At 75.4% G+C, this 17,917-nt stretch carries 17 protein-coding genes and 1 pseudogene; 8 read left to right on the plus strand and 10 right to left on the minus strand.

Annotated features, from left to right (window positions below; all coding sequences use genetic code 11):
* Positions 1–50: 50 nt before the first annotated feature.
* Entirely contained in the window at positions 51–896 is an 846-nt protein-coding gene (locus tag ABGB06_RS24950) for an NmrA family NAD(P)-binding protein (protein WP_347593125.1), read from the minus strand.
* Between the two features lie 89 nt (positions 897–985).
* Here ABGB06_RS24950 and ABGB06_RS24955 point away from each other — a divergent pair, with 89 nt between their 5' ends.
* Positions 986–1,588, plus strand: a complete 603-nt coding sequence (locus ABGB06_RS24955) for a TetR/AcrR family transcriptional regulator (protein WP_347593127.1) — start codon at positions 986–988, stop codon at positions 1,586–1,588.
* A gap of 12 nt (positions 1,589–1,600) precedes the next feature.
* Here the strand turns inward: ABGB06_RS24955 and msrB are convergent, their stop codons facing one another.
* The 6 genes from msrB to ABGB06_RS24985 form a co-directional block, all read right to left on the minus strand.
* Entirely contained in the window at positions 1,601–2,005 is a 405-nt protein-coding gene (gene msrB / locus ABGB06_RS24960; protein ID WP_347593129.1) for a peptide-methionine (R)-S-oxide reductase MsrB, read from the minus strand.
* 26 nt (positions 2,006–2,031) lie between these two features.
* Positions 2,032–3,453, minus strand: coding sequence for a UDP-N-acetylmuramate--L-alanine ligase (murC, locus tag ABGB06_RS24965; protein ID WP_347593131.1), 1,422 nt, complete (start codon positions 3,451–3,453; stop codon positions 2,032–2,034).
* Between the two features lie 173 nt (positions 3,454–3,626).
* Positions 3,627–4,094, minus strand: a complete 468-nt coding sequence (locus ABGB06_RS24970; RefSeq protein WP_347593133.1) for an indole-3-glycerol phosphate synthase — start codon at positions 4,092–4,094, stop codon at positions 3,627–3,629.
* A gap of 115 nt (positions 4,095–4,209) precedes the next feature.
* Complete coding sequence (locus ABGB06_RS24975; protein WP_347593135.1) at positions 4,210–4,986, minus strand: pyrimidine reductase family protein; 777 nt, start codon at positions 4,984–4,986, stop codon at positions 4,210–4,212.
* Positions 4,987–5,701: 715 nt separating this feature from the next.
* The gene (locus tag ABGB06_RS24980; protein ID WP_347593375.1) at positions 5,702–6,367 is read right to left on the minus strand and encodes an ABC transporter; all 666 of its coding nucleotides are present in this window, start codon (positions 6,365–6,367) and stop codon (positions 5,702–5,704) included.
* A gap of 5 nt (positions 6,368–6,372) precedes the next feature.
* On the minus strand, positions 6,373–7,209 hold the full coding sequence (locus ABGB06_RS24985) for an ABC transporter ATP-binding protein (protein ID WP_347593136.1): 837 nt from the start codon (positions 7,207–7,209) through the stop codon (positions 6,373–6,375).
* A gap of 50 nt (positions 7,210–7,259) precedes the next feature.
* Between ABGB06_RS24985 and ABGB06_RS24990 the strand changes: the two are divergent.
* Positions 7,260–8,226, plus strand: a pseudogene (locus ABGB06_RS24990) (NADPH:quinone reductase); the annotation flags it as partial.
* Positions 8,227–8,300: 74 nt separating this feature from the next.
* On the opposite strand, the gene hemQ reads toward ABGB06_RS24990, so the two are convergent.
* Entirely contained in the window at positions 8,301–9,035 is a 735-nt protein-coding gene (gene hemQ / locus ABGB06_RS24995; RefSeq protein ID WP_347593138.1) for a hydrogen peroxide-dependent heme synthase, read from the minus strand.
* Between the two features lie 216 nt (positions 9,036–9,251).
* On the opposite strand from hemQ, the gene ABGB06_RS25000 reads away from it, so the two are divergent.
* Entirely contained in the window at positions 9,252–9,515 is a 264-nt protein-coding gene (locus ABGB06_RS25000; RefSeq protein ID WP_347593140.1) for a hypothetical protein, read from the plus strand.
* A 120-nt stretch (positions 9,516–9,635) separates the two neighbouring features.
* Here ABGB06_RS25000 and hemG read toward each other — a convergent pair whose 3' ends face one another.
* Positions 9,636–11,093, minus strand: a complete 1,458-nt coding sequence (gene hemG / locus ABGB06_RS25005; RefSeq protein WP_347593142.1) for a protoporphyrinogen oxidase — start codon at positions 11,091–11,093, stop codon at positions 9,636–9,638.
* Positions 11,094–11,262: 169 nt separating this feature from the next.
* On the opposite strand from hemG, the gene ABGB06_RS25010 reads away from it, so the two are divergent.
* A complete protein-coding gene (locus ABGB06_RS25010) occupies positions 11,263–12,246 on the plus strand; it encodes a DUF4349 domain-containing protein (protein ID WP_347593144.1) in 984 nt (327 codons plus the stop codon).
* Between the two features lie 16 nt (positions 12,247–12,262).
* Here ABGB06_RS25010 and hemE read toward each other — a convergent pair whose 3' ends face one another.
* The gene (gene hemE, locus ABGB06_RS25015; RefSeq protein WP_347593146.1) at positions 12,263–13,294 is read right to left on the minus strand and encodes a uroporphyrinogen decarboxylase; all 1,032 of its coding nucleotides are present in this window, start codon (positions 13,292–13,294) and stop codon (positions 12,263–12,265) included.
* Positions 13,295–13,520: 226 nt separating this feature from the next.
* Between hemE and ABGB06_RS25020 the strand changes: the two genes are divergently transcribed.
* From ABGB06_RS25020 to ABGB06_RS25035, 4 genes are all read left to right on the plus strand, one after another.
* Entirely contained in the window at positions 13,521–14,111 is a 591-nt protein-coding gene (locus ABGB06_RS25020; RefSeq protein WP_347593148.1) for a DUF3000 domain-containing protein, read from the plus strand.
* Between the two features lie 226 nt (positions 14,112–14,337).
* Positions 14,338–15,000 carry a response regulator transcription factor gene (locus ABGB06_RS25025; protein ID WP_347593150.1) on the plus strand — a complete coding sequence of 221 codons (663 nt, stop codon included), beginning with the start codon at positions 14,338–14,340 and terminating at the stop codon, positions 14,998–15,000.
* Positions 15,001–15,229: 229 nt separating this feature from the next.
* Positions 15,230–16,492, plus strand: coding sequence for an HRDC domain-containing protein (locus ABGB06_RS25030; RefSeq protein ID WP_347593152.1), 1,263 nt, complete (start codon positions 15,230–15,232; stop codon positions 16,490–16,492).
* Positions 16,493–16,627: 135 nt separating this feature from the next.
* A complete protein-coding gene (locus ABGB06_RS25035; protein ID WP_347593154.1) occupies positions 16,628–17,842 on the plus strand; it encodes an acetyl-CoA C-acyltransferase in 1,215 nt (404 codons plus the stop codon).
* Positions 17,843–17,917: the final 75 nt, after the last annotated feature.

Raw genomic sequence — 17,917 nt, forward strand, 5'->3', positions numbered from 1 at the left:
AGCGGCGGCGAGCCGGGCGCCCGGTGTCGTCCGCGCGCCCGGGTCGACGGCTACCGGAAGGCCGCCACGTTGCGGGCGGCCCAGTCGGCGAAGGGCCGGGCCGGGCGGCGGAGGACGTGCTCCACGTCGGGGCTGACGGCCTGCTCGGCCGGCAGCGGGACGCCGAGGATGTCCAGGGTGCCGTCGATCACCTCCTCGGGCATGAACCGCGCCATGTGGTCGCGGGCCGCCGCGCGGGACAGTTCGACGAAGGCGACGTCCTCGCCCAGGGCCCGGGAGATCGCCTCGGCCTGCCGGCGCGGGCTGACCGCCTCGGGGCCGGTCAGCTCGTACGTGCGGCCCGCGTGGGCCTCCTCGCGCAGCGCGGCCGCGGCGACCTCGGCGATGTCCGCCGGGTCGACGACCGGCAGGGCCACCTCGCCGAACGGGGCGAGGACCGCGCGCCCGGTGCGGACCGACTCCGCCCAGGCGAAGGCGTTGGAGGCGAATCCGCCCGGGCGCAGGATCGTGAACCCGATCCCGGACGCCCGCACGGCGTCCTCGAACTCGCGCAGTCGGGCGTGCGAGGGGGCGTGCGGACGGGTGGAGTTGATCTGGGAGGAGAGCAGGACGACGCGCTTGACCCCGGCGTGCACCGCCGCGTCGAGCAGCGCGTGCGGGCTCTCGCCGTGGCCGTTGAGCTCGCCGCCCAGCAGGACGAAGAAGGAGTCGGCGCCGGCCAGCACCGGCCGCATGGTCGCGGAGTCCCCGAGGTCGGCCCTGGCGTGCCGGACGCCGGCCGGCAGCTCCGGCGACCGCGGTCGCCGCGAGACGGCCACCACCTCCTCCCCCGCCTCGGCCAGCAGCGGCACCAACGTCCGCCCGATGTTTCCGGTCGCGCCCGTCACCACGATCATGGCGATCTCCTGAAGTTAGTTAGTTGGCTGACTCACTCGCTCGCCGCGACCCTAGCACGGCCCTTCGGCCGATACCTATAGTTAGTTGGGTGACCAACTCAACGAAGCCCCGGGCACGGGCGGCCGACAAGCGCCGACGACTCGTCACCGAGGCGACCCGGGTGCTGCACGAGCAGGGCGTCGAACGCACCACGCTCGCCGACATCGCGCGGGCGGCCGACGTCCCCCTCGGGAACGTCTACTACTACTTCAAGACCAAGGACGAGCTGGTGCTGGCCGCCCTCGCCGAGCACAGCGCGCACCTGGACGCACTCACGAGTCGGCTGGACGAGCTGCCGGAGCCGCGGGACCGCCTCAGGGCGCTGGTCGAGGCCTGGGTCGGCCAGCGCGACGTCGCCGCCCGGCACGGCTGCCCCACCGGCACCCTGGCCGTCGAGCTCGACAAGCGCGCCGACGGGACCCTCGACGCGGCGGTCGGCGCGGTGGTCCGGCGGCTGCTGGACTGGACCGGACAGCAGTTCCGGGCCCTGGGCCTGCCCGACCCGGACGGCCTCGCCGTCACCTTCGTCGGCGCCTACCAGGGCATGTCGCTCCTGGCCAACGCCCTGCGCGACCCGGACGTCATGGCGCGCGAGGGAGCCCGGCTCATCGGCTGGCTGGACTCCCTGAGCGCCCCCGGCCGGACCGCCTGACGCGTCGCCGGATCAGCTCTCCTGCAGGCGGACGGCGATGGAGTTGATGCAGTAGCGCAGGTCGGTGGGGGTGCCGTAGCCCTCGCCCTCGAAGACGTGGCCGAGGTGTGAGCCGCAGGTGGCGCAGCGGACCTCGGTGCGCGGGCGACCGGGCAGCGAGTCGTCGGGGCGGGTCTCCACCGCGTCGGTGTCGGCCGGATCGTAGAAGGACGGCCAGCCGCAGTGCGAGTCGAACTTGGTCTCCGAACGGAACAGCTCGGCGCCACAGGCCCGGCAGTTGTACACCCCCACCGTCTTGGTGTCCGTGTACTCGCCGGTGAAGGCCCGCTCCGTGCCGGCCCGGCGGAGCACCTGGTACTCCTCCTCGGACAGCTGTGCGCGCCACTCCTCGTCGGACTTCTCCACCTGGTAACCCATCGGGTGATCCCTTTCGTGCTGCCGTGTTACGCCCGCTCGGCCAGGCGGGCGAGGATACGCGGGCCGAGCTCGGTGACGTCGCCCGCGCCCATGGTGAGAACGAGATCACCCGGCTTGGCCATTCCCACGACGCGCTCCACCGCCGCCTCGCGGTCCGGCTCCGGATGCGTCTCCGCGCCGGCGGCCCGCGCCCCGGCGGTGACCAGCTCGCTGGTGACGCCCGGGATGGGGTCCTCGCGGGCCGGATAGATCGCCAGCACCACCGAGGCGTCGGCGAGCGCCAGCGCCTCGCCCATCTCGGTGCCCAGCTCCCGGGTGCGGCTGAAGAGGTGCGGCTGGAAGAGCACCAGGATGCGGCGCCCGTCCGGATCCTCGGCGCCGCCGCGCACCGCGTCGCGCACGGCCTGCACGTCGGCGGTCATCTCGGTGGGGTGGTGGGCGTAGGTGTCGATGACCCGCACCCCGTCGGCCTCGCCGCGCAGCTGGAGGCGGCGCTGCGCCCCCGTGTACCTGCCGAGCGCCCGGGCCAGGTCCGCCGACGGGACGCCGGCGGCGGTGCCGGCGGCGAGCGCGGCCACCGCGTTGTGCGCGTAGTGCCGCCCCGGCACGGAGACCGGGATGATCAGGCGGCGCCCGTCGAGCTCGACGACGACCTCGCTGGACAGTCCGGTGGGGGTGACGCTGAGGACCCGGACGTCGGCGTCCGCCGCCTCGCCGTACGTGACGATGCGCAGGTCCTCGCGGTCGTGCAGCCGGGCGGTGAGCTTGCGGGCGCCCTCGTGGTCCGCGTTGATGACGAGGGTGCCGCCGGGCTGGACCCGGTCCACGAAGGCCTCGAACGACTCGTGGATCTCGTCGATCGAGGCGTAGTTGGCGTGGTGGTCCAGCTCCACGTTGAGGATGATCGCGACCTCGGGCGCGTACCGGTGGAAGCTGCGGTCGCTCTCGTCGGCCTCGGCGACGAACAGCTCGCCCTCCCCGTGCTCGGCGTTCGAGATCGGCACGTCGAGGTCGCCGCCGATGGCGTACGACGGGGAGAGGTCCAGGGTGCGCAGGGCGACGGCGAGCATCGAGGTGGTGGTCGTCTTGCCGTGGGTGCCCGCGACGGCGATGGTGCGGCGCCCGGCGAGCAGCGCCGCCAGCGCGTCCGAGCGGTGCAGGATGGGCAGGCCGCGGGTGCGGGCGGCGGCCAGCTCCGGATTGCTGTCCCGAATGGCGCTGGAGACCACCACGCAGCTGGCATCCTCGTCGAGGTGCGCGGCGTCGTGGCCGACGTGCACGGTGGCCCCGAGGGCGCGCAGCGCGGTGACGGTGGTCGACTCGCGGAAGTCGCTGCCGGACACCCGGGCGCCGCGCTGGGTGAGGATCTTGGCGATGCCCGACATCCCCGCGCCGCCGATGCCGACGAAGTGGGGGCGTTCCATCGCGGTCGGGACCGCCGATGCCATCCAGTGCTCCTTGACGCGTGGTTCCTGGGTTCCTGGGACGCGCGCGGCGGCGCTCGCGCCCCCGTGCCCGACGATTGTCGCATCTCCGGGGGTCGCGACGCCCGGGCGCTGGGCGGCGCCGGCGCGCCCCCGGCCGCCGCGCGGCCGGCCGGCGGGCCTCGGTCCGGCGTGCCTCAGTCGGCGTGCGCGAAGAGCTTGAGCACCGGGACGCCGACCTTGTGCCGGGCCCGCGCCGCCCAGTCGCGGTGGAAGAGCTCCTCCACGTAGTGCGGCGCGGTCAGCACGATCACCTCGTCGGCGTCGGTCTGCCGCACCACCGAGGAGAGCCGGTCCAGCGGATGGTCCCCGACGAGCTGGCCGACCGCGTGCGCGCCGGCGGCGCGCAGCGCGAACACGGAATGGTCGAGGGCGCGCTGGGCGGGGCCGCGCGCGTCGTCGCCCTCCGGCTCGTCCGCCTCGCGGACGGCGTCGCCGAACTCGCCGAGCGCCACGTCGTCCAGCGCGCGGAGCAGCCGGTCCTGGTCGCCGCGCGGCTGCATCAGCACGACGAAGGACAGCTCCTCCTCGCCGTGCAGCGTGGTGACGAGCTCGACGTCGCTGGGCACCAGGGGTCTTTCGATCATGAGGACAGTCGTGATCACGGTGAGCGCCCTTCGTTCCGGCCGGTCGGGGCGTGGTGGTGCGTGCAGTCTCCGCACAACAGGATAAATGGAACGAGGCATTCCGCGGATTGTCAGACTCTCCAGACCGCCGGATTCACCCCCACGAATCCCGAACGACGTAACGCCCGAACAGATATCCGGACTCCGTGAGCAGGTCGGTGAGCTCCAGCTCCCGCGGCGCGGGAAGCTCGGGGCCGTCCATCACCCGGGCGACCGTGCCGGCCACCATCCGGGGGGTGATGGTCAGGCAGAGCTCGTCCAGGGCGCCGCCCGCCGCGAGTTGGGCCAGCAGCCGGGGCCCGCCCTCGCAGAGCAGCCGGGTGTGGCCACGCGCGGCCAACTCGGGCTTGATCCGCGCCGGGTCCACGGCGCCGCCGGGCCCGGCGACCAACACCGTGGCACCGGCCGCCGCGGCGGCGGCCACCCCGCTCGGCGGGGCGTCCGCGCCGGTCAGCACGAGCGTGGGCACCAACGGGTCGGTGAACAGCGGCAGGTCGAAGTCCAGGTCCAGGCTCGCGCTGACCACGGCGATGGCCGGCGCGGGCGCCTGGCCGGCGGCGGCCCGGCGCCCGGCGAACTCGGCCCGGCCGCGGGCCGGCCTGTACTCCTCCTTGCGCACCGTCTCGGCGCCGACCAGCACGACGTCCGCCAGCGCCCGCAGCACGCCGAACACGAGCTTGTCGGGCGGCCCGGAGAGCGGCTCGGAGCGCCCGTCGAAACGGCTGGCGCCGTCCACCGAGCCCACCATGTTGGCGCGCAACCAGGCGCCGTCCGGCCAGTCGCCCGCCGGATAGGCGTAGGCGTCGGCCACCTCCTGCGGCGTCCACTCGTGGTCGGCCGGATCTGCGGGAGCGGGAATCAGGCGTCGCATGGCGCGCAGTGTGACACGACCGGCTTGCCGCCGGTCCGGGCGGATGCCCACCGCCACCCCACGGCCGCGCCCCTCGCGGCCGTGGGACGGCCCGGCCGGTGTGTGGGCCGGGCCCGTCGAGGACACGACGGGAGCCGAACCCGAGTCCGGTGCGGCGGTTAGCGTGACCGACGGAACGGAACAGCGACCCCGCCGGGTCGGGCTGGCCGGAACAGCGCCCGTGCTGAATGTCCGCCGGACCGGCAACGGGGGCCCCGCCGGGCGGCCGGGCTCGCTTCGCCACGCACGGCCGGCGAGCCCGGCCGAGGTTCCCTCCCGGGCCCGGGCACGACGCCGGCAGCGAACCCACGAACCAGGACCCGAGGTTCCTCCCCCAAGCCGGCCACGGTGCCGAACCGAGACCGGCGCGCTCGTCCGCGGTCACCGACCCAGACACAGCGACCGGGCGCGAACCCCCGAGCCGGCCCAGCCTGCCGCGCTGGCCCCGGGCACAGCGCCGGACGTGGCCTGCGGGCCAGGCCAAGCTTCCTTCGCCGGACCAGGCACGGCACCGGGCGAGACCGGCGGACTTGCCCGGCATCCGCGGGCAGCCGACGCGGCCCACGATCCCCGGAAGGGGGTCAGCGCCGAGACGGCGGCAACGGACCGGGCTCGGGTCCTGGGGAAGTCGACACCGACCCGGACAGCGGACGCGGCTCACGATCCCGGGAAGGGGTCAGCGGCGGGTGGCGGCGCGGCAGGCGATGGTGGTGGAGGCGGCGGCGAGCAGGGCCGCGAGGGCGCAGGGCCATACCGGCCAGTGCACCTCGCCCTCCTGCGAGCCGGTGATCAGGCTGCTGACCGCGGCGTTCGCGGGCGACGCGCTCGCCGCCAGCAGCAGCACCGCGGCCAGGCTGGTGCCGGCGATCGACCAGCCCGGGCTGCGCAGCAGCGGCCGGTTGCCGAGCGCGCCGAGCGCCGTGCCGAGGAAGGCGCAGGTCAGCATCGCCAGCAGGCCGGAGCCGGCGGCCGGCAGCGACGGGATGACCGTGCTGCGGTCCGAGGCCAGTTCGGCGCTGGCCCAGGTCACCGCCGCCGTGCCGGCCGTGCCGAGCAGCACCGCGGCGGTCAGCGCCGTGAGCACGCCGGCCAGATGGGCCAGGAAGCCGCCGGCCGCCGCGCTCACGCAGGCCCGGGCGGCGGGCGGCTCGGTGGTGACGCACACCCGGACCAGCCAGGCCGCCACCGGGAGCAGCGCCGCCGCCGCGTAGCCGAGCGCGTCGAGCACCGGCTCCCCGGTCTGGACGCCGACGCCCAGCAGGACGAGGTAGAGCAGCAGCGGGGGCAGCCAGCGGTACGAGCGCAGCAGCAGCGCCGCCTGATAGCGCGTCAGGGCGAACAGCGGGGTCATCGGCGGGGGCTCACCGCCCTGATGTGCCAGGCCGGATGGGCGGCGAGGAGGGCGCGGAGCACGGCGTCGGACTCCGCGGCGGACACGGTGAGTCGGACGGCGCCGTCCGGCAGCCGCTCCGCTCGGGGGTCACCGGGCAGGCCGGCGGGTGGCCGGGATCCGGGCGGCCCCTCCGCCACGATCACGGCCACACCCGCCGGGCGGGGCCCGGCGGGCTCGGCGGGCGTGGGGAGCACGCGCGCCCCGTCGAGGCGGTGCACCGTGGGCGCCGCGCCGGCGAGCCGCCGCGCGTCGTGGTCCACGAAGACCGCCGTGCCGCCCGCCGCGACCCGTTCCCGTACGGCCTCGTCGAGCACGCCGCGGGCCGTCGCGTCGAGCCCGGTCCACGCCTCATCCAGCACCAGCAGATCGGGCTCGGCCAGCAGCGCCTGCGCGACCGCCACCTTCTGGCAACCGCCCTTGGACAGCTCGCGCAGCGGCACGTCGGCCAGTTCGCCGGCGCCGAGGCGGGTCAGCCAGTGCTCGGCCGCCCGCACGGCCCGCGACCCGCGCAGGCCGTGCACCCGGGCCAGGTGGCCGAGGTAACCCAGCGCGGTCAGCGGCAGTGCGGGCGGGAAGCGCTCGGGGACGTACGCGACCGAGCGGGGCCGCCCGCTGACCCGGCCGGCGCTCGGCGTGTCGATGCCGGCGAGCAGCCGCAGCAGCGTGGACTTGCCGGACCCGTTGGCGCCCTCGATCCGCACCAACGAGCCGGGCCGCAGCTCCAGTTCGACGTCGCGCAGCACCCAGGGACCCCGGCGGCCGTAGCGGCGGCCGACTCGCTCCAGCTTCACGACGACGACGGTAGCCCACCGCCGTGCGACCCAGCGGTGACAATGCGGACATGCGAGCCGCCTACATCGAAGCCCTCGGCAGCCCCGACGTGATCCGCCACGGCGAACTGCCCGACCCCGAGCCGGGACCGACCGACGTGCTGGTGGACGTACAGGTGTCCGCCGTCAATCCGGTGGGCACCTTCGTGCGCTCCGGGCGCCTGGCGCACGCCGACCCCGTTCCCGTTCGTCATCGGTCGGGACCTGGTGGGCACGGTCGCCGCCGCGGGCCCCGGGGCACCCGGCTTCGCGGTGGGCGACGCGGTCTGGTGCAACAGCCTCGGCCACGCCGGGCGCCAGGGAGCCGCGGCATGGGGGTACCTCCGGGCCGCCAAGGCCCGGGGGAGGGCGGTGGTGCCCGTGGACCCGCTCTACCACCTGCCGCCGGGCGTGGATCCGGCCGCCGCCGTGGCCGTGGCGCAGCCCGCGGCCACCGCGTACCTGGCGCTGTTCACGCACGGCCGGCTGCGGGCCGGGGAGACGGTGCTGGTGCTCGGCGGCGCGGGGAACATCGGCCGGGCGGCCGTGGTGCTGGCCGTCGAGGCGGGCGCCGGGGTGCTGGCCACCGCGAGCGCCGACGACCTCGGTCGGGTCCGCGAGCTGGGCGCGACGGCGTTCGACTACCGCGATCCGGACCTCGCCGCGCGGATCGCCCGGGCCACGCCGGGCGGGGTGGACCTGCACCTGGACACGTCGGGCCGCAACGACCTGGTGAGCACGCTGCCGCTGCTCGCGGAGCGCGGGCGCGCGGTGCTGCTGGCCGGCATGCGGACCCGTCCGAAACTGCCGGTCGGCGACCTGTACCTGGGCACCCGCTCGCTTTTCGGCTTCGTCATCTCGGGCGCCACCACCGCCGAACTGGCGGAGGCCGCCCGGGCGGTGAACCGGCTGCTGGCGGGGGGCACGCTGTGGCCGGGGGCGCTGGTGCCGATGCCGCTGGACGCGGCGGCCGAGGCCCACCGCCGGCTGGAGGCCGGCGGCGTGCGCGTGCCGGCTCGTCCTCCGGGTCCGGTGACCCGGCACGGGACCTCGGCCCACCGAACCGCGCGGGGTCAGGCCAGGCCCGCCACCAGATCGGCGACCGGCTTGCGGCGGCCGGTGTAGAACGGCACCTCCTCGCGCACGTGGCGCCGGGCCTCGGAGCCGCGCAGGTGGCGCATCAGGTCCACGATGCGGTGCAGTTCGTCCGCCTCGAAGGCGAGGATCCACTCGTAGTCGCCGAGCGAGAACGAGGCGACCGTGTTCGCCCGCACGTCCGGGTAGCCGCGGGCCATCCGGCCGTGGTCGGCGAGCATCCGCCGCCGGTCCTCGTCCGGCAGCAGGTACCACTCGTAGGAGCGGACGAACGGGTACACGCTCACGTAGTCGCGCGGCGTCTCGTCGGCCAGGAAGGCCGGGATGTGCGACTTGTTGAACTCCGCCGGGCGGTGCAGCGCCATGTTCGACCAGACCGGCTCCAGGGTCCGGCCCAGCCGGGTGCGGCGGAACAGGTTGTACGCCTCCTGCAACGCGTCGGCGGTGGCCGCGTGCCACCAGATCATCACGTCGGCGTCGGCGCGCAGCCCCGAGACGTCGTAGGTGCCGCGCACCGTGGTGTCCTTGGCCGCCAGCTGCTCGAACAGCTCGGTGACCTCGTCGGCGTATCCGGTGCGGTCCTCGGGCAGCGGCTGGCGCAGCCGGAAGACCGACCAGAGGGTGTAGCGGATGGTCTCGTTGAGCTCCCTGGCCCGCTTCCCGGCGTTGCCGGCGGCCGGGGCGGCGGGGGCTGAGGTGTCGCGGTCCGTCATGCCGTCATTGTCTCCCGCCCGCCACCCGCCCGACGCGGCGGCCCGTACCCCGCCCTCGGCGCCGCCACGCCGATCCCCCCGCCCGCCGAGTGCGCGACGACCACCGGGCGCCCGACGCGTGCGGCGAGCGCCGCCCCACACCCTCTTCACCTGTCGCGTTCGTCCCCTTACTCTTAGTAATGGCAGGACGGCTCACAGCACTGATGGGAGCACCACATGATCCGCAGACTCCGTCTCGCGGCGACAGCGATCCTCTTCGCGGCCGCCGGCGCCTTGCCTCTGATCACCGCGACACCTGCCCACGCCGACACCGCCTCCTGCTCCGCGTACCTCGCCGACGCCGGTGTCGCCGGAGACCAGACCGCGGCCTGCGACAAGGGCGCCGCCGGCGACGTCACGGGATGCACCGGCGACCTCGTCGGGGCGGGCGTGGCACGGTCCACGGCGCTCGAGGCCTGCGTCATGGCCGTGCAGAGCTAGCGGGCGCGCCGGGTCCGGGGACCGAGGGCTCCGCCCGCCGAGACCTCCGGACCCGACCCAGGGACCCGACCCGGGAACCCGGGTCACGGACCCCGTCGCCGTCCCGGCGGCGGGGTCCGGTCACCCCGCCGGCCGGTCTCCGGTCGGCTCGTCGCGCGGGCCCGGCGGCAGCGCGGCCAGCAGTTCCCTGGCCGCGCGCTGCCCGCTGGCGACGCAGGCCGGGATGCCCACCCCGTCGTACGCGGCGCCGGCGAGCCGCAGCCCGGGATGTCCCGCGAGATAGCGGCGGATCCGGTCCACCCGGTCGCAGTGCCCGACCGGATACTGCGGCAGCCCCTCGGACCAGCGGGTGACCAGGGAGTCCACCGGCTTCGCGGACAGCCCGGTGGCGTCCCCCAGATCCTCCAGCGCGGCCAGCACCAGCGCGGCGTCGTCCCGCTCCAGCGCGGCCGTCTCGCCGTGCCGGCCGATCGAGACGCGCAGCAGGAAGAGACCGGGATCGGCGCCCGCGGCCCAGTCCCATTTGCCGCTGACGAACGTGGCGCCCTTGATGGTGCGGCCGTCCACGGCCGGGACCAGGAAGCCGCTGCCGCGCGGCAGGCGCGCGAGGTCCTCGCGCCGGAAGGCCATGGTGACGATCGCCATCGAGGCGTACTCGACGGAACCGAGTTCCCCGGCGGCGGCCGGCGCCTCGGCGGCCAGCAGCCGCGCGGCGGCGCTCGCCGGCACGGCCAGCACCACGCCGTCGGCGGCGAGCGAGTGCCCGTCGTCCAGGGCCACCGCCCAGCCCCGCCCGGTGCGCCGCAGCCCGGTGGCGGCGACGCCGGTCACCAGATCGCCGCCGCTGGCGCGGCAGGCCTCGGCGACCGCGCCCGGGAGTGTGCCGAGGCCGCCGTCGAGACCGGCGAAGACCGGCTCGCCCGGCGCGCGGCGATCGTCGGGGCGGTGGCGGAGCACCGAGCGGACCGCGGCGAGCAGCGAGTCGTGCTCCCTGGCCGCCTCGAACAGCGCGGGCACCGACGCGCGGAGCGAGATCCGGTACGCGTCACCCGCGTACACCCCGCCGAGCAGCGGCTCGACCAGCCGGTCCACGACCTCCTGCCCCATCCGCTCGGCGACCAGCCGGCCGATGGCCACGTCCTCCGCCAGCTCCAGCGGCGGCAGTTCGGCGTCCCTGGCGACCCGGGCCAGGCCGGTGTCGGAGAGCACCCCGGCCAGCGCGGCGGCCGTGCCCGGCACGCCCATCAGGTGATCCTGCGGCATCGGCCGCAGCGCGCCCCCGGTCCAGATCGCGGCGGAGCTGAGCGCGGGCGAGCGCACCGCGTCGCCGAGGCCGACGGCGCGGGCCAGGCCCACCCCCTCGGGGCGGCGGGCCAGCATGGCCTCCGCGCCCACGTCCACGCCGACGCCGGCGACGTGCCCGGTCCGCAGCTTCCCGCCGAACCGGTCGGAGCCCTCCAGCAGCGTGACCCGGACTCCGGCGACGGGGGCACCTCCCAGGCCCCCAGGGCCTGGGGAAAGCAGCCCGTGCGCCGTGGCCAGGCCGGCGATCCCGCCGCCGATGACGATCACATGCATGGCTTCACTCTCCCAGACGTCGGAGTGGGTTCCGGAGTGGGACCCCGCCCTGGCCGGGCAGGCCCGGGCGGCCCGGGAGGCGCCTCCACGGCGGCCGGCGGAAGGAAACCGCGCTCCCCCCGGCCACGTCCAAACGCCGTCCAGGAACCACGAGTTGAGGGGGTCTCTCATGACGAAGTCGAGTTCCCGCGGCACGGCCGGGCGCCGCCGCAGACGGATGACCACGCTCTTCGCGCTGCCGCTGGCCGGGCTGCTCGCGCTCACCGGGTGCACGAGCGGGGCCAACGAGGACTCCGGTGACGGCGAGTCGGCCGCACGGGCCGCGGAGGGCGGGGCGGGCGGCGACGCCGCGGCCCCGGACGAGGCGTCCCGGTCCGAGGGTGCCGCGGACGCCGACGCCGCCGCCAGCGACACCATGCCCGACCTGTCCCCCGAGCACCTGATCCGTACGGCCAGCCTCACCGTGCTCCGCGACGACGTGGCGGCGGGGCACGCCGAGGCGGTCGCCCTGGCCCAGCGGGCCGGCGGCTACGTGGGCTCGGAGAGCACCGACCGGGACGCCGACGGGGACGCGCGCTCCACCCTCACCCTGCTGGTGCCGCAGGAGCGCTACGAGGAGGTGCTGTCGGAGATCTCCGGCCTCGGCGAGCTGGTGGAGCGGGAGGTGAACACCGAGGACGTCACCGACCAGGTGGTGGACGTGGAGAGCCGGATCGCCACCCAGGAGGAGAGCGTGCGGCGGGTCAGGGCGCTGATGGACGAGGCGGAGTCGATCAGCGACATCGTCGCCCTGGAGACGGAGCTCAGCACCCGGCAGGCCGATCTGGAGGCGCTGAGGTCCCAGCAGGAGTCGCTGCGCGGCCAGACGGCGATGGCGACCATCACCCTGGAGCTGCGCGAACCGCAGGCAAGCCCCCGGCGAGACGAGGAGGAGGGGGACGAGTCGGCGGCGCCGTCGATCGGCGGCGCGCTGTCCGGCGGCTGGCACGCGTTCGTCACCAGCCTCGCGTGGGCCGTCGCCGTCGTCGTGGCCGTGCTGCCCTTCGCCGTGACGCTGCTCCTGCTCGCGCTCGTCGCCCGGGCGCTGCGTCAGCGGATGCTCACCAGGAGCGCGCCGGCCGGTCCGGAGGGGCCGACCGCCGGCGGCGAATGACCACCGCACCTTCAGGTCAGCGGGCGGTGCGCTCGTGGACGTAGGCGACCAGCCGGGTGAGTGCGTCCGGATCGGTGTCGGGGAGCACCCCGTGGCCGAGGTTGAAAACGTGTCCTGGCAGGCCGGCGGCGGCCTTCAGCACCCGGTCGGCCTCGGCCTCGACGGCCTCCCGGGGCGCGAAGAGCACGGCCGGGTCGAGGTTGCCCTGGAGCGCCCTGCCGAGGCCGACGCGGCGGGCGGCCTCGTCCAGCGGCACCCGCCAGTCCACGCCGACGACGTCGGCGCCGGCCTCGGCGAGCAGCCCGAGCAGCTCGCCGGTGCCCACCCCGAAGTGGATGCGGGGCACCCCGCGGTCAGCGACCGCGCCGAGCACCCGGGCCGACGCGGGCAGCACCGCACGCCGGTAGTCGGCCGGCGACAGCGCGCCGACCCACGAGTCGAAGAGCTGCACGGCGGAGGCCCCGGCCTCGATCTGCACGTCGAGGAAGGCGGAGGTGATGCCGGCCAGCCGGTCCAGCAGCTCCGCCCACAGCGCCGGGTCCCCGTACATCAGCGCCTTGGTGTGCTCGTGGTGCCGCGACGGGCCGCCCTCGACCAGGTAGCTGGCGAGCGTGAAGGGGGCGCCGGCGAAGCCGATCAGCGGCGTGTCGCCGAGCTCGCCGGTGAGCATCCGGACGGCCTCGGAGACGTACTTCACGTCGTCCGGCTCCAGCGGGCGCAGCCGTTCCAGGTCGGCGCGGCTGCGGAACGGGCGGGCGACGACCGGGCCGACGCCCGGCCGGATGTCCAGGTCGACGCCGATGGCCCTGAGCGGGATCACGATGTCGCTGAACAGCACGGCCGCGTCCACCTGGTGACGGCGCACCGGTTGCAGGGTGATCTCGGTGACCAGCTCCGGGCGCATGCAGGAGTCGAGCATCGCGATGCCCTCGCGCGCCTTGCGGTACTCGGGCAGCGAGCGTCCGGCCTGGCGCATGAACCACACCGGGGTGTGCGGCACCGGTTCGCGGCGGCAGGCCCGGAGGAAGGGGGAGTCGGTCACAGTCACGCCCAGCAGTCTCCCATGCCCGCGAGGGCCAGCCCGAGGCACCCGGGGGCCCGCTGGGCACCCCCACGGCGCGGCCCCGGCAACCCCGCGCCCCGGTCACGGTCCGGCGCTCGCCCGGTCACGGTCCGGCCTCGCTGGTGTGGCTACCGTCGCGCGGCCGGATGGGCGCCTAGGGTTACCCGCCATGGCAGCGTCTCGTACCCCCACGGCGGAGGAGTCCGGAGATATGCACGACCCCGCGTCCGGGGCACCGCGCGCGTTCCGGCAGGCGGTGGCGGCGCTGGAGGCGGCCAGGCCCCGCCCCGAGGTGCGGATCGGGCCGCTGCCGGCGCCGCGGCGGATGGCGCCGTTCGCGTTCGCCCTCCAGGCGACGGTCGGCCTGGACGGCGAGGAACTGGCCGACGGCCGCTTCGTGTTGCTGCACGAGCCGGCCGGCGAGACGAGCTGGCAGGGCGACTTCCGGATGGTCACGCTGGCCAGGGCGGAGCTGGAGCCGGAGCTGGGTGCCGACCCGCTGCTGCCCGAGGTGGCCTGGTCCTGGCTGACCGAGGCGCTGGACGCCCGCGGGCTGGAGCGGTGGGAGCCGAGCGGCACGGTGACCCACGCCGGTTCCTCGTTCTTCGGCGGCCTGGCCGGCCGGCCGCCGAGCGCCGAGCTGGAGCTGCGCGCCTCCTGGACGCCCGCCGACCCGGCCGCCGCCGGGGCGCACCTGCTGGCCTGGTGTGGCCTGCTGGCGCAGTGCGCGGGGCTGCCGCCGGAGAGCGGCAGCCCCGCGGTGACGGCGCTCCCCCGCCGGCGCGGGCCGCGCCGGGTGTAGCGCGGACGGGGCGGTCCGGACGTCAGCACGGGGTGTGGTGGCCGGCCGGCCGGGATGACGAATCACCGGTTCGTGATCATTTCCTAAAGCCGCGGCCGGCTCCTGCCGAAGGATTCAGTGACCCTTACCATCCGGATCACACCGACTCATTCAGGAATTTCTGAAATCTTCCGATAAGTCGGCTCACATGGATCCTGTCCCCACCCCCCACCGTCCAGGAGGCCCGGTGTCTGTTCTTCTTGAGCACCCCACAAGCCTGGTCGCCTACCGCCCGAACAAGCCGACCGCCATGGTCGTCGTGGCCGACCCTCGTGTCCGCTCCACCGTGACCCGCCATCTGTGGGCCCTCGGCGTGCGGGATGTGATCGAGGCGTCGTCCATCGCGGAGGCCCGCCCCCGAGTCGCCAATCCCCGCGACATCTGCGTCGCCGACGTTCACCTCCCGGACGGGTCCGGGCTCACCCTGCTGTCCGAGACCCGGGCCGCCGGCTGGCCGAACGGGCTCGCCCTGTCCGCCGCCGACGACATCGGCGCGGTGCGCAACGCGCTGGCCGGCGGCGTGAAGTGCTACGTCGTCACCGGCACCCGGAACAACCTCGGCCCGCCCGTGCGGCACGGGGCGGCGCACATCGGCGCGGCGGCGGCCCGGATGCACCGTCGACAGCCCGGCGGGCCACGGCACCAGGGCGGCTATCGCGAGCTGTCGGGACGCGAGGTCGAGGTGCTGCGGCTGGTGGCGGAGGGTCAGTCGAACAAGGCCATCGGCGTCTCCATGGGGCTGTCCGCGCTGACCGTGAAGAGCCACCTGGCCCGCATCGCCAGGAAGCTCGGCACGGGCGACCGGGCCGGCATGGTGGCGGTCGCGCTGCGCACCGGCATCATCCACTAGGGCGGCCGCCGGGCGGGCGTCCGGCGCGTCCGCCGGCCGCGCGCCGGTATCCGGGCTCGCGCACGTGTTCGCCCAGAGTTCACACCGGGTTCGTCGCGACACCCGCCCGACCCCCCTGCCATGACCGTTTCCGCAGGTCATCGGCCGGTCCGGCGGGCGGTTGCCACGCCCCGCCACCGGTCCTACGGGGAGACGTTGTGCACCGTACGCACACAGTTACCCTTGACAGGTGACCGACGCTCAGCAAACCGCCGAAGCCTCCCCTGATCTCTCCACGCGTGAGCCGTCAGGACCGGCGCCGGTACCGCTGCTGACCCCCCGGGAGGGAGTGCCCCCGGTCACCGCCGACACCGACACGCTCGACCGCGTCGTGGCCGCCTTCGCGGCCGGCGACGGCCCGGTCGCCGTCGACGCGGAGCGCGCCTCCGGATACCGGTACGGGCAGCGCGCCTATCTGGTCCAGCTGCGCCGGGCGGGCGCCGGCACCGCTCTGGTCGACCCGGCCGCCTGTCCTGACCTCTCCTCGCTCGGCGATGTGCTGGCCCCCACCGAATGGGTGCTGCACGCGGCCTCCCAGGACCTTCCGTGCCTGCGCGACATAGGCATGGTCCCCACCCGGCTGTTCGACACCGAGCTCGCCGGACGGCTGGCGGGCTTCGCCCGCGTCGGGCTCGGGGTGATGGTGGAGACCGTGCTGGGCTACAGCCTGGAGAAGGGGCACTCGGCCGTCGACTGGTCGAGCCGGCCGCTGCCCGAGCCGTGGCTGCGGTACGCGGCCCTGGACGTGGAGCTGCTGGTCGACCTGCGCGACGCGCTGGAGGAGGAGCTGCGCCGGCAGGGCAAGCTGGACTGGGCCCTGGAGGAGTTCGCGGCCATCGCCGCCGCGCCCCCGCCCCCGCCGCGCAAGGACCCCTGGCGCCGCACCTCGGGACTGCACAAGGTGCGGCGACGCCGGCAGCTGGCCGTGGTCAGGGAGCTGTGGACGGCGCGCGACCGGATGGCGCAGCGCCGCGACCTGTCGCCCGGCAAGGTGCTGTCGGACGCGGCGATCGTCGCCGCCGCCCAGGCCATGCCCTCGGACGTCCGCACGCTGGCCGGGCTGCACGGCTTCGGGCACCGGATGGGCCGCCGCCAGCTGCAGCAGTGGCAGACGGCGATCGACCAGGCCAAGAGCCTGCCGGAGAACGAGCTGCCGCAGCCGGGGCAGCCGGCCGAGGGTCCGCCGCCGCCGCGGGCCTGGGCGGACCGGGACCCGGCGGCCGCGGCCCGGTTGACCGCGGCGCGGGCCGGGGTGACCGCGCACGCCGAGGCGCTGCGGCTGCCGCAGGAGAACCTGCTGGCCCCCGACGTGGTGCGGCGGCTGTGCTGGGAGCCGCCGGCCGAGCGCTCCCGCGAGGCGGTGACGACGGCGCTCCGCCAGCTCGGCGCCCGGGAGTGGCAGATCGAGCAGACCGCCGAGGTGCTGGTCGAGGCCCTCGGCGCCGACGCCTGACGCGGCCCCCACCGGCCCGAAGCGACTCCCTCCCTGGGTGGGCTTGCCACCCGGTTACCCGCGAGTAGCATGGGGGGTGGACATCGGGACTCCCCCTCCGTCCGGAGGGACCCCTCGTCGTGGAGGAGAGCCATCGTGCCGCGTAGCGTCAGGGACGTCGTCTTCGTCGACGGTGTCCGCACCCCGTTCGGCAAGGCGGGTCCGAAGGGCCTCTATCACGAGACCCGCGCCGACGACCTGGTCATCAAGTGCATCCGCGAGCTGCTGCGGCGCAACCCCCAGCTGCCGCCCGAGCGGGTCGACGACGTGGCGGTGGCGGCCACCACCCAGACCGGGGACCAGGGCCTGACCATCGGCCGCACCGCGGCGATCCTGGCCGGCCTGCCGAGCAGCGTCCCCGGCTACGCCATCGACCGCATGTGCGCGGGCGCGATGACCGCCGTGACCACGGTTTCGGGCGCGATCGCCTTCGGCGCCGCCGACCTCGCCGTCGCCGGCGGCGTCGAGCACATGGGCCGGCACCCGATGGGCGAGGGCGTGGACCCGAACCCGCGGTTCGTCTCCGAGAAGCTGGTGGACGAGTCCGCCATGTTCATGGGCATGACCGCGGAGAACCTGCACGACCGCTTCCCCCACCTGACCAGGGAGCGCGCCGACGAGTACGCGGTGCGCAGCCAGGAGAAGGCCGCCAAGGCGTACGCCGACGGCAGGATTCAGTCCGACCTGGTGCCGGTCGCGGTGCGCCGCACCTCCGAGGAGGGCGGCGAGACCGGCTGGGGCCTGGCCACCGCCGACGAGCCGATGCGCCCCGGCACCACGCTGGACGCGCTGACCGGGCTGCGGACGCCGTTCCGCCCGCACGGCCGGGTCACCGCGGGGAACGCGGCGGGCCTGAACGACGGCGCGACCGCGTCGGTCATCGCCGCCGAGGAGGTGGCCAGGGAGCTGGAGCTCCCGGTGAAGATGCGCCTGGTGTCGTTCGCCTTCGCCGGCGTCGAGCCGGAGGTGATGGGCATCGGCCCGGTGCCGGCGACGGAGAAGGCGCTGGCCAAGGCCGGTCTGACGATGGACGACATCGGCCTGTTGGAGATCAACGAGGCGTTCGCCGTGCAGGTGCTCGCGCTGCTCGACCACTACGGCATCGCCGACGACGACCCGCGGGTCAACCAGTACGGCGGCGCCATCGCCTTCGGCCACCCGCTGGCCTCGTCCGGCGTGCGGCTGATGACCCAGCTGGCCCGCCAGTTCGAGGACCAGCCGCACGTCCGCTACGGGCTCACGACGATGTGCGTGGGCTTCGGGATGGGCGGCACCGTCGTCTGGGAGAACCCGCACTGGGAGGGCCGGTGAGCGACGTTCCCGGTACCCCCGGCGCGGCCACCTGGCCGCGGACGACGACAGCCGCACGCGGCCGCGCGGGCGGAG

Origin of the sequence: Streptomyces sp. B6B3, assembly GCF_039871525.1 — a bacterium.
Taxonomy (GTDB): Bacteria; Actinomycetota; Actinomycetes; order Streptomycetales; family Streptomycetaceae; genus Streptomyces.

What these genes read in the sequence shown, in the direction of transcription:
- hemG (WP_347593142.1), bottom strand. Translation starts at nt 11,093, where the DNA reads ATGCATGTGATCGTCATCGGCGGCGGGATCGCCGGCCTGGCCACGGCG.
- msrB (WP_347593129.1), bottom strand. Translation starts at nt 2,005, where the DNA reads ATGGGTTACCAGGTGGAGAAGTCCGACGAGGAGTGGCGCGCACAGCTG.
- hemQ (WP_347593138.1), bottom strand. Translation starts at nt 9,035, where the DNA reads ATGACGGACCGCGACACCTCAGCCCCCGCCGCCCCGGCCGCCGGCAAC.
- ABGB06_RS25010 (WP_347593144.1), top strand. Translation starts at nt 11,263, where the DNA reads ATGACGAAGTCGAGTTCCCGCGGCACGGCCGGGCGCCGCCGCAGACGG.
- ABGB06_RS24950 (WP_347593125.1), bottom strand. Translation starts at nt 896, where the DNA reads ATGATCGTGGTGACGGGCGCGACCGGAAACATCGGGCGGACGTTGGTG.
- murC (WP_347593131.1), bottom strand. Translation starts at nt 3,453, where the DNA reads ATGGCATCGGCGGTCCCGACCGCGATGGAACGCCCCCACTTCGTCGGC.
- ABGB06_RS24975 (WP_347593135.1), bottom strand. Translation starts at nt 4,986, where the DNA reads ATGCGACGCCTGATTCCCGCTCCCGCAGATCCGGCCGACCACGAGTGG.
- ABGB06_RS25000 (WP_347593140.1), top strand. Translation starts at nt 9,252, where the DNA reads ATGATCCGCAGACTCCGTCTCGCGGCGACAGCGATCCTCTTCGCGGCC.
- ABGB06_RS25020 (WP_347593148.1), top strand. Translation starts at nt 13,521, where the DNA reads ATGCACGACCCCGCGTCCGGGGCACCGCGCGCGTTCCGGCAGGCGGTG.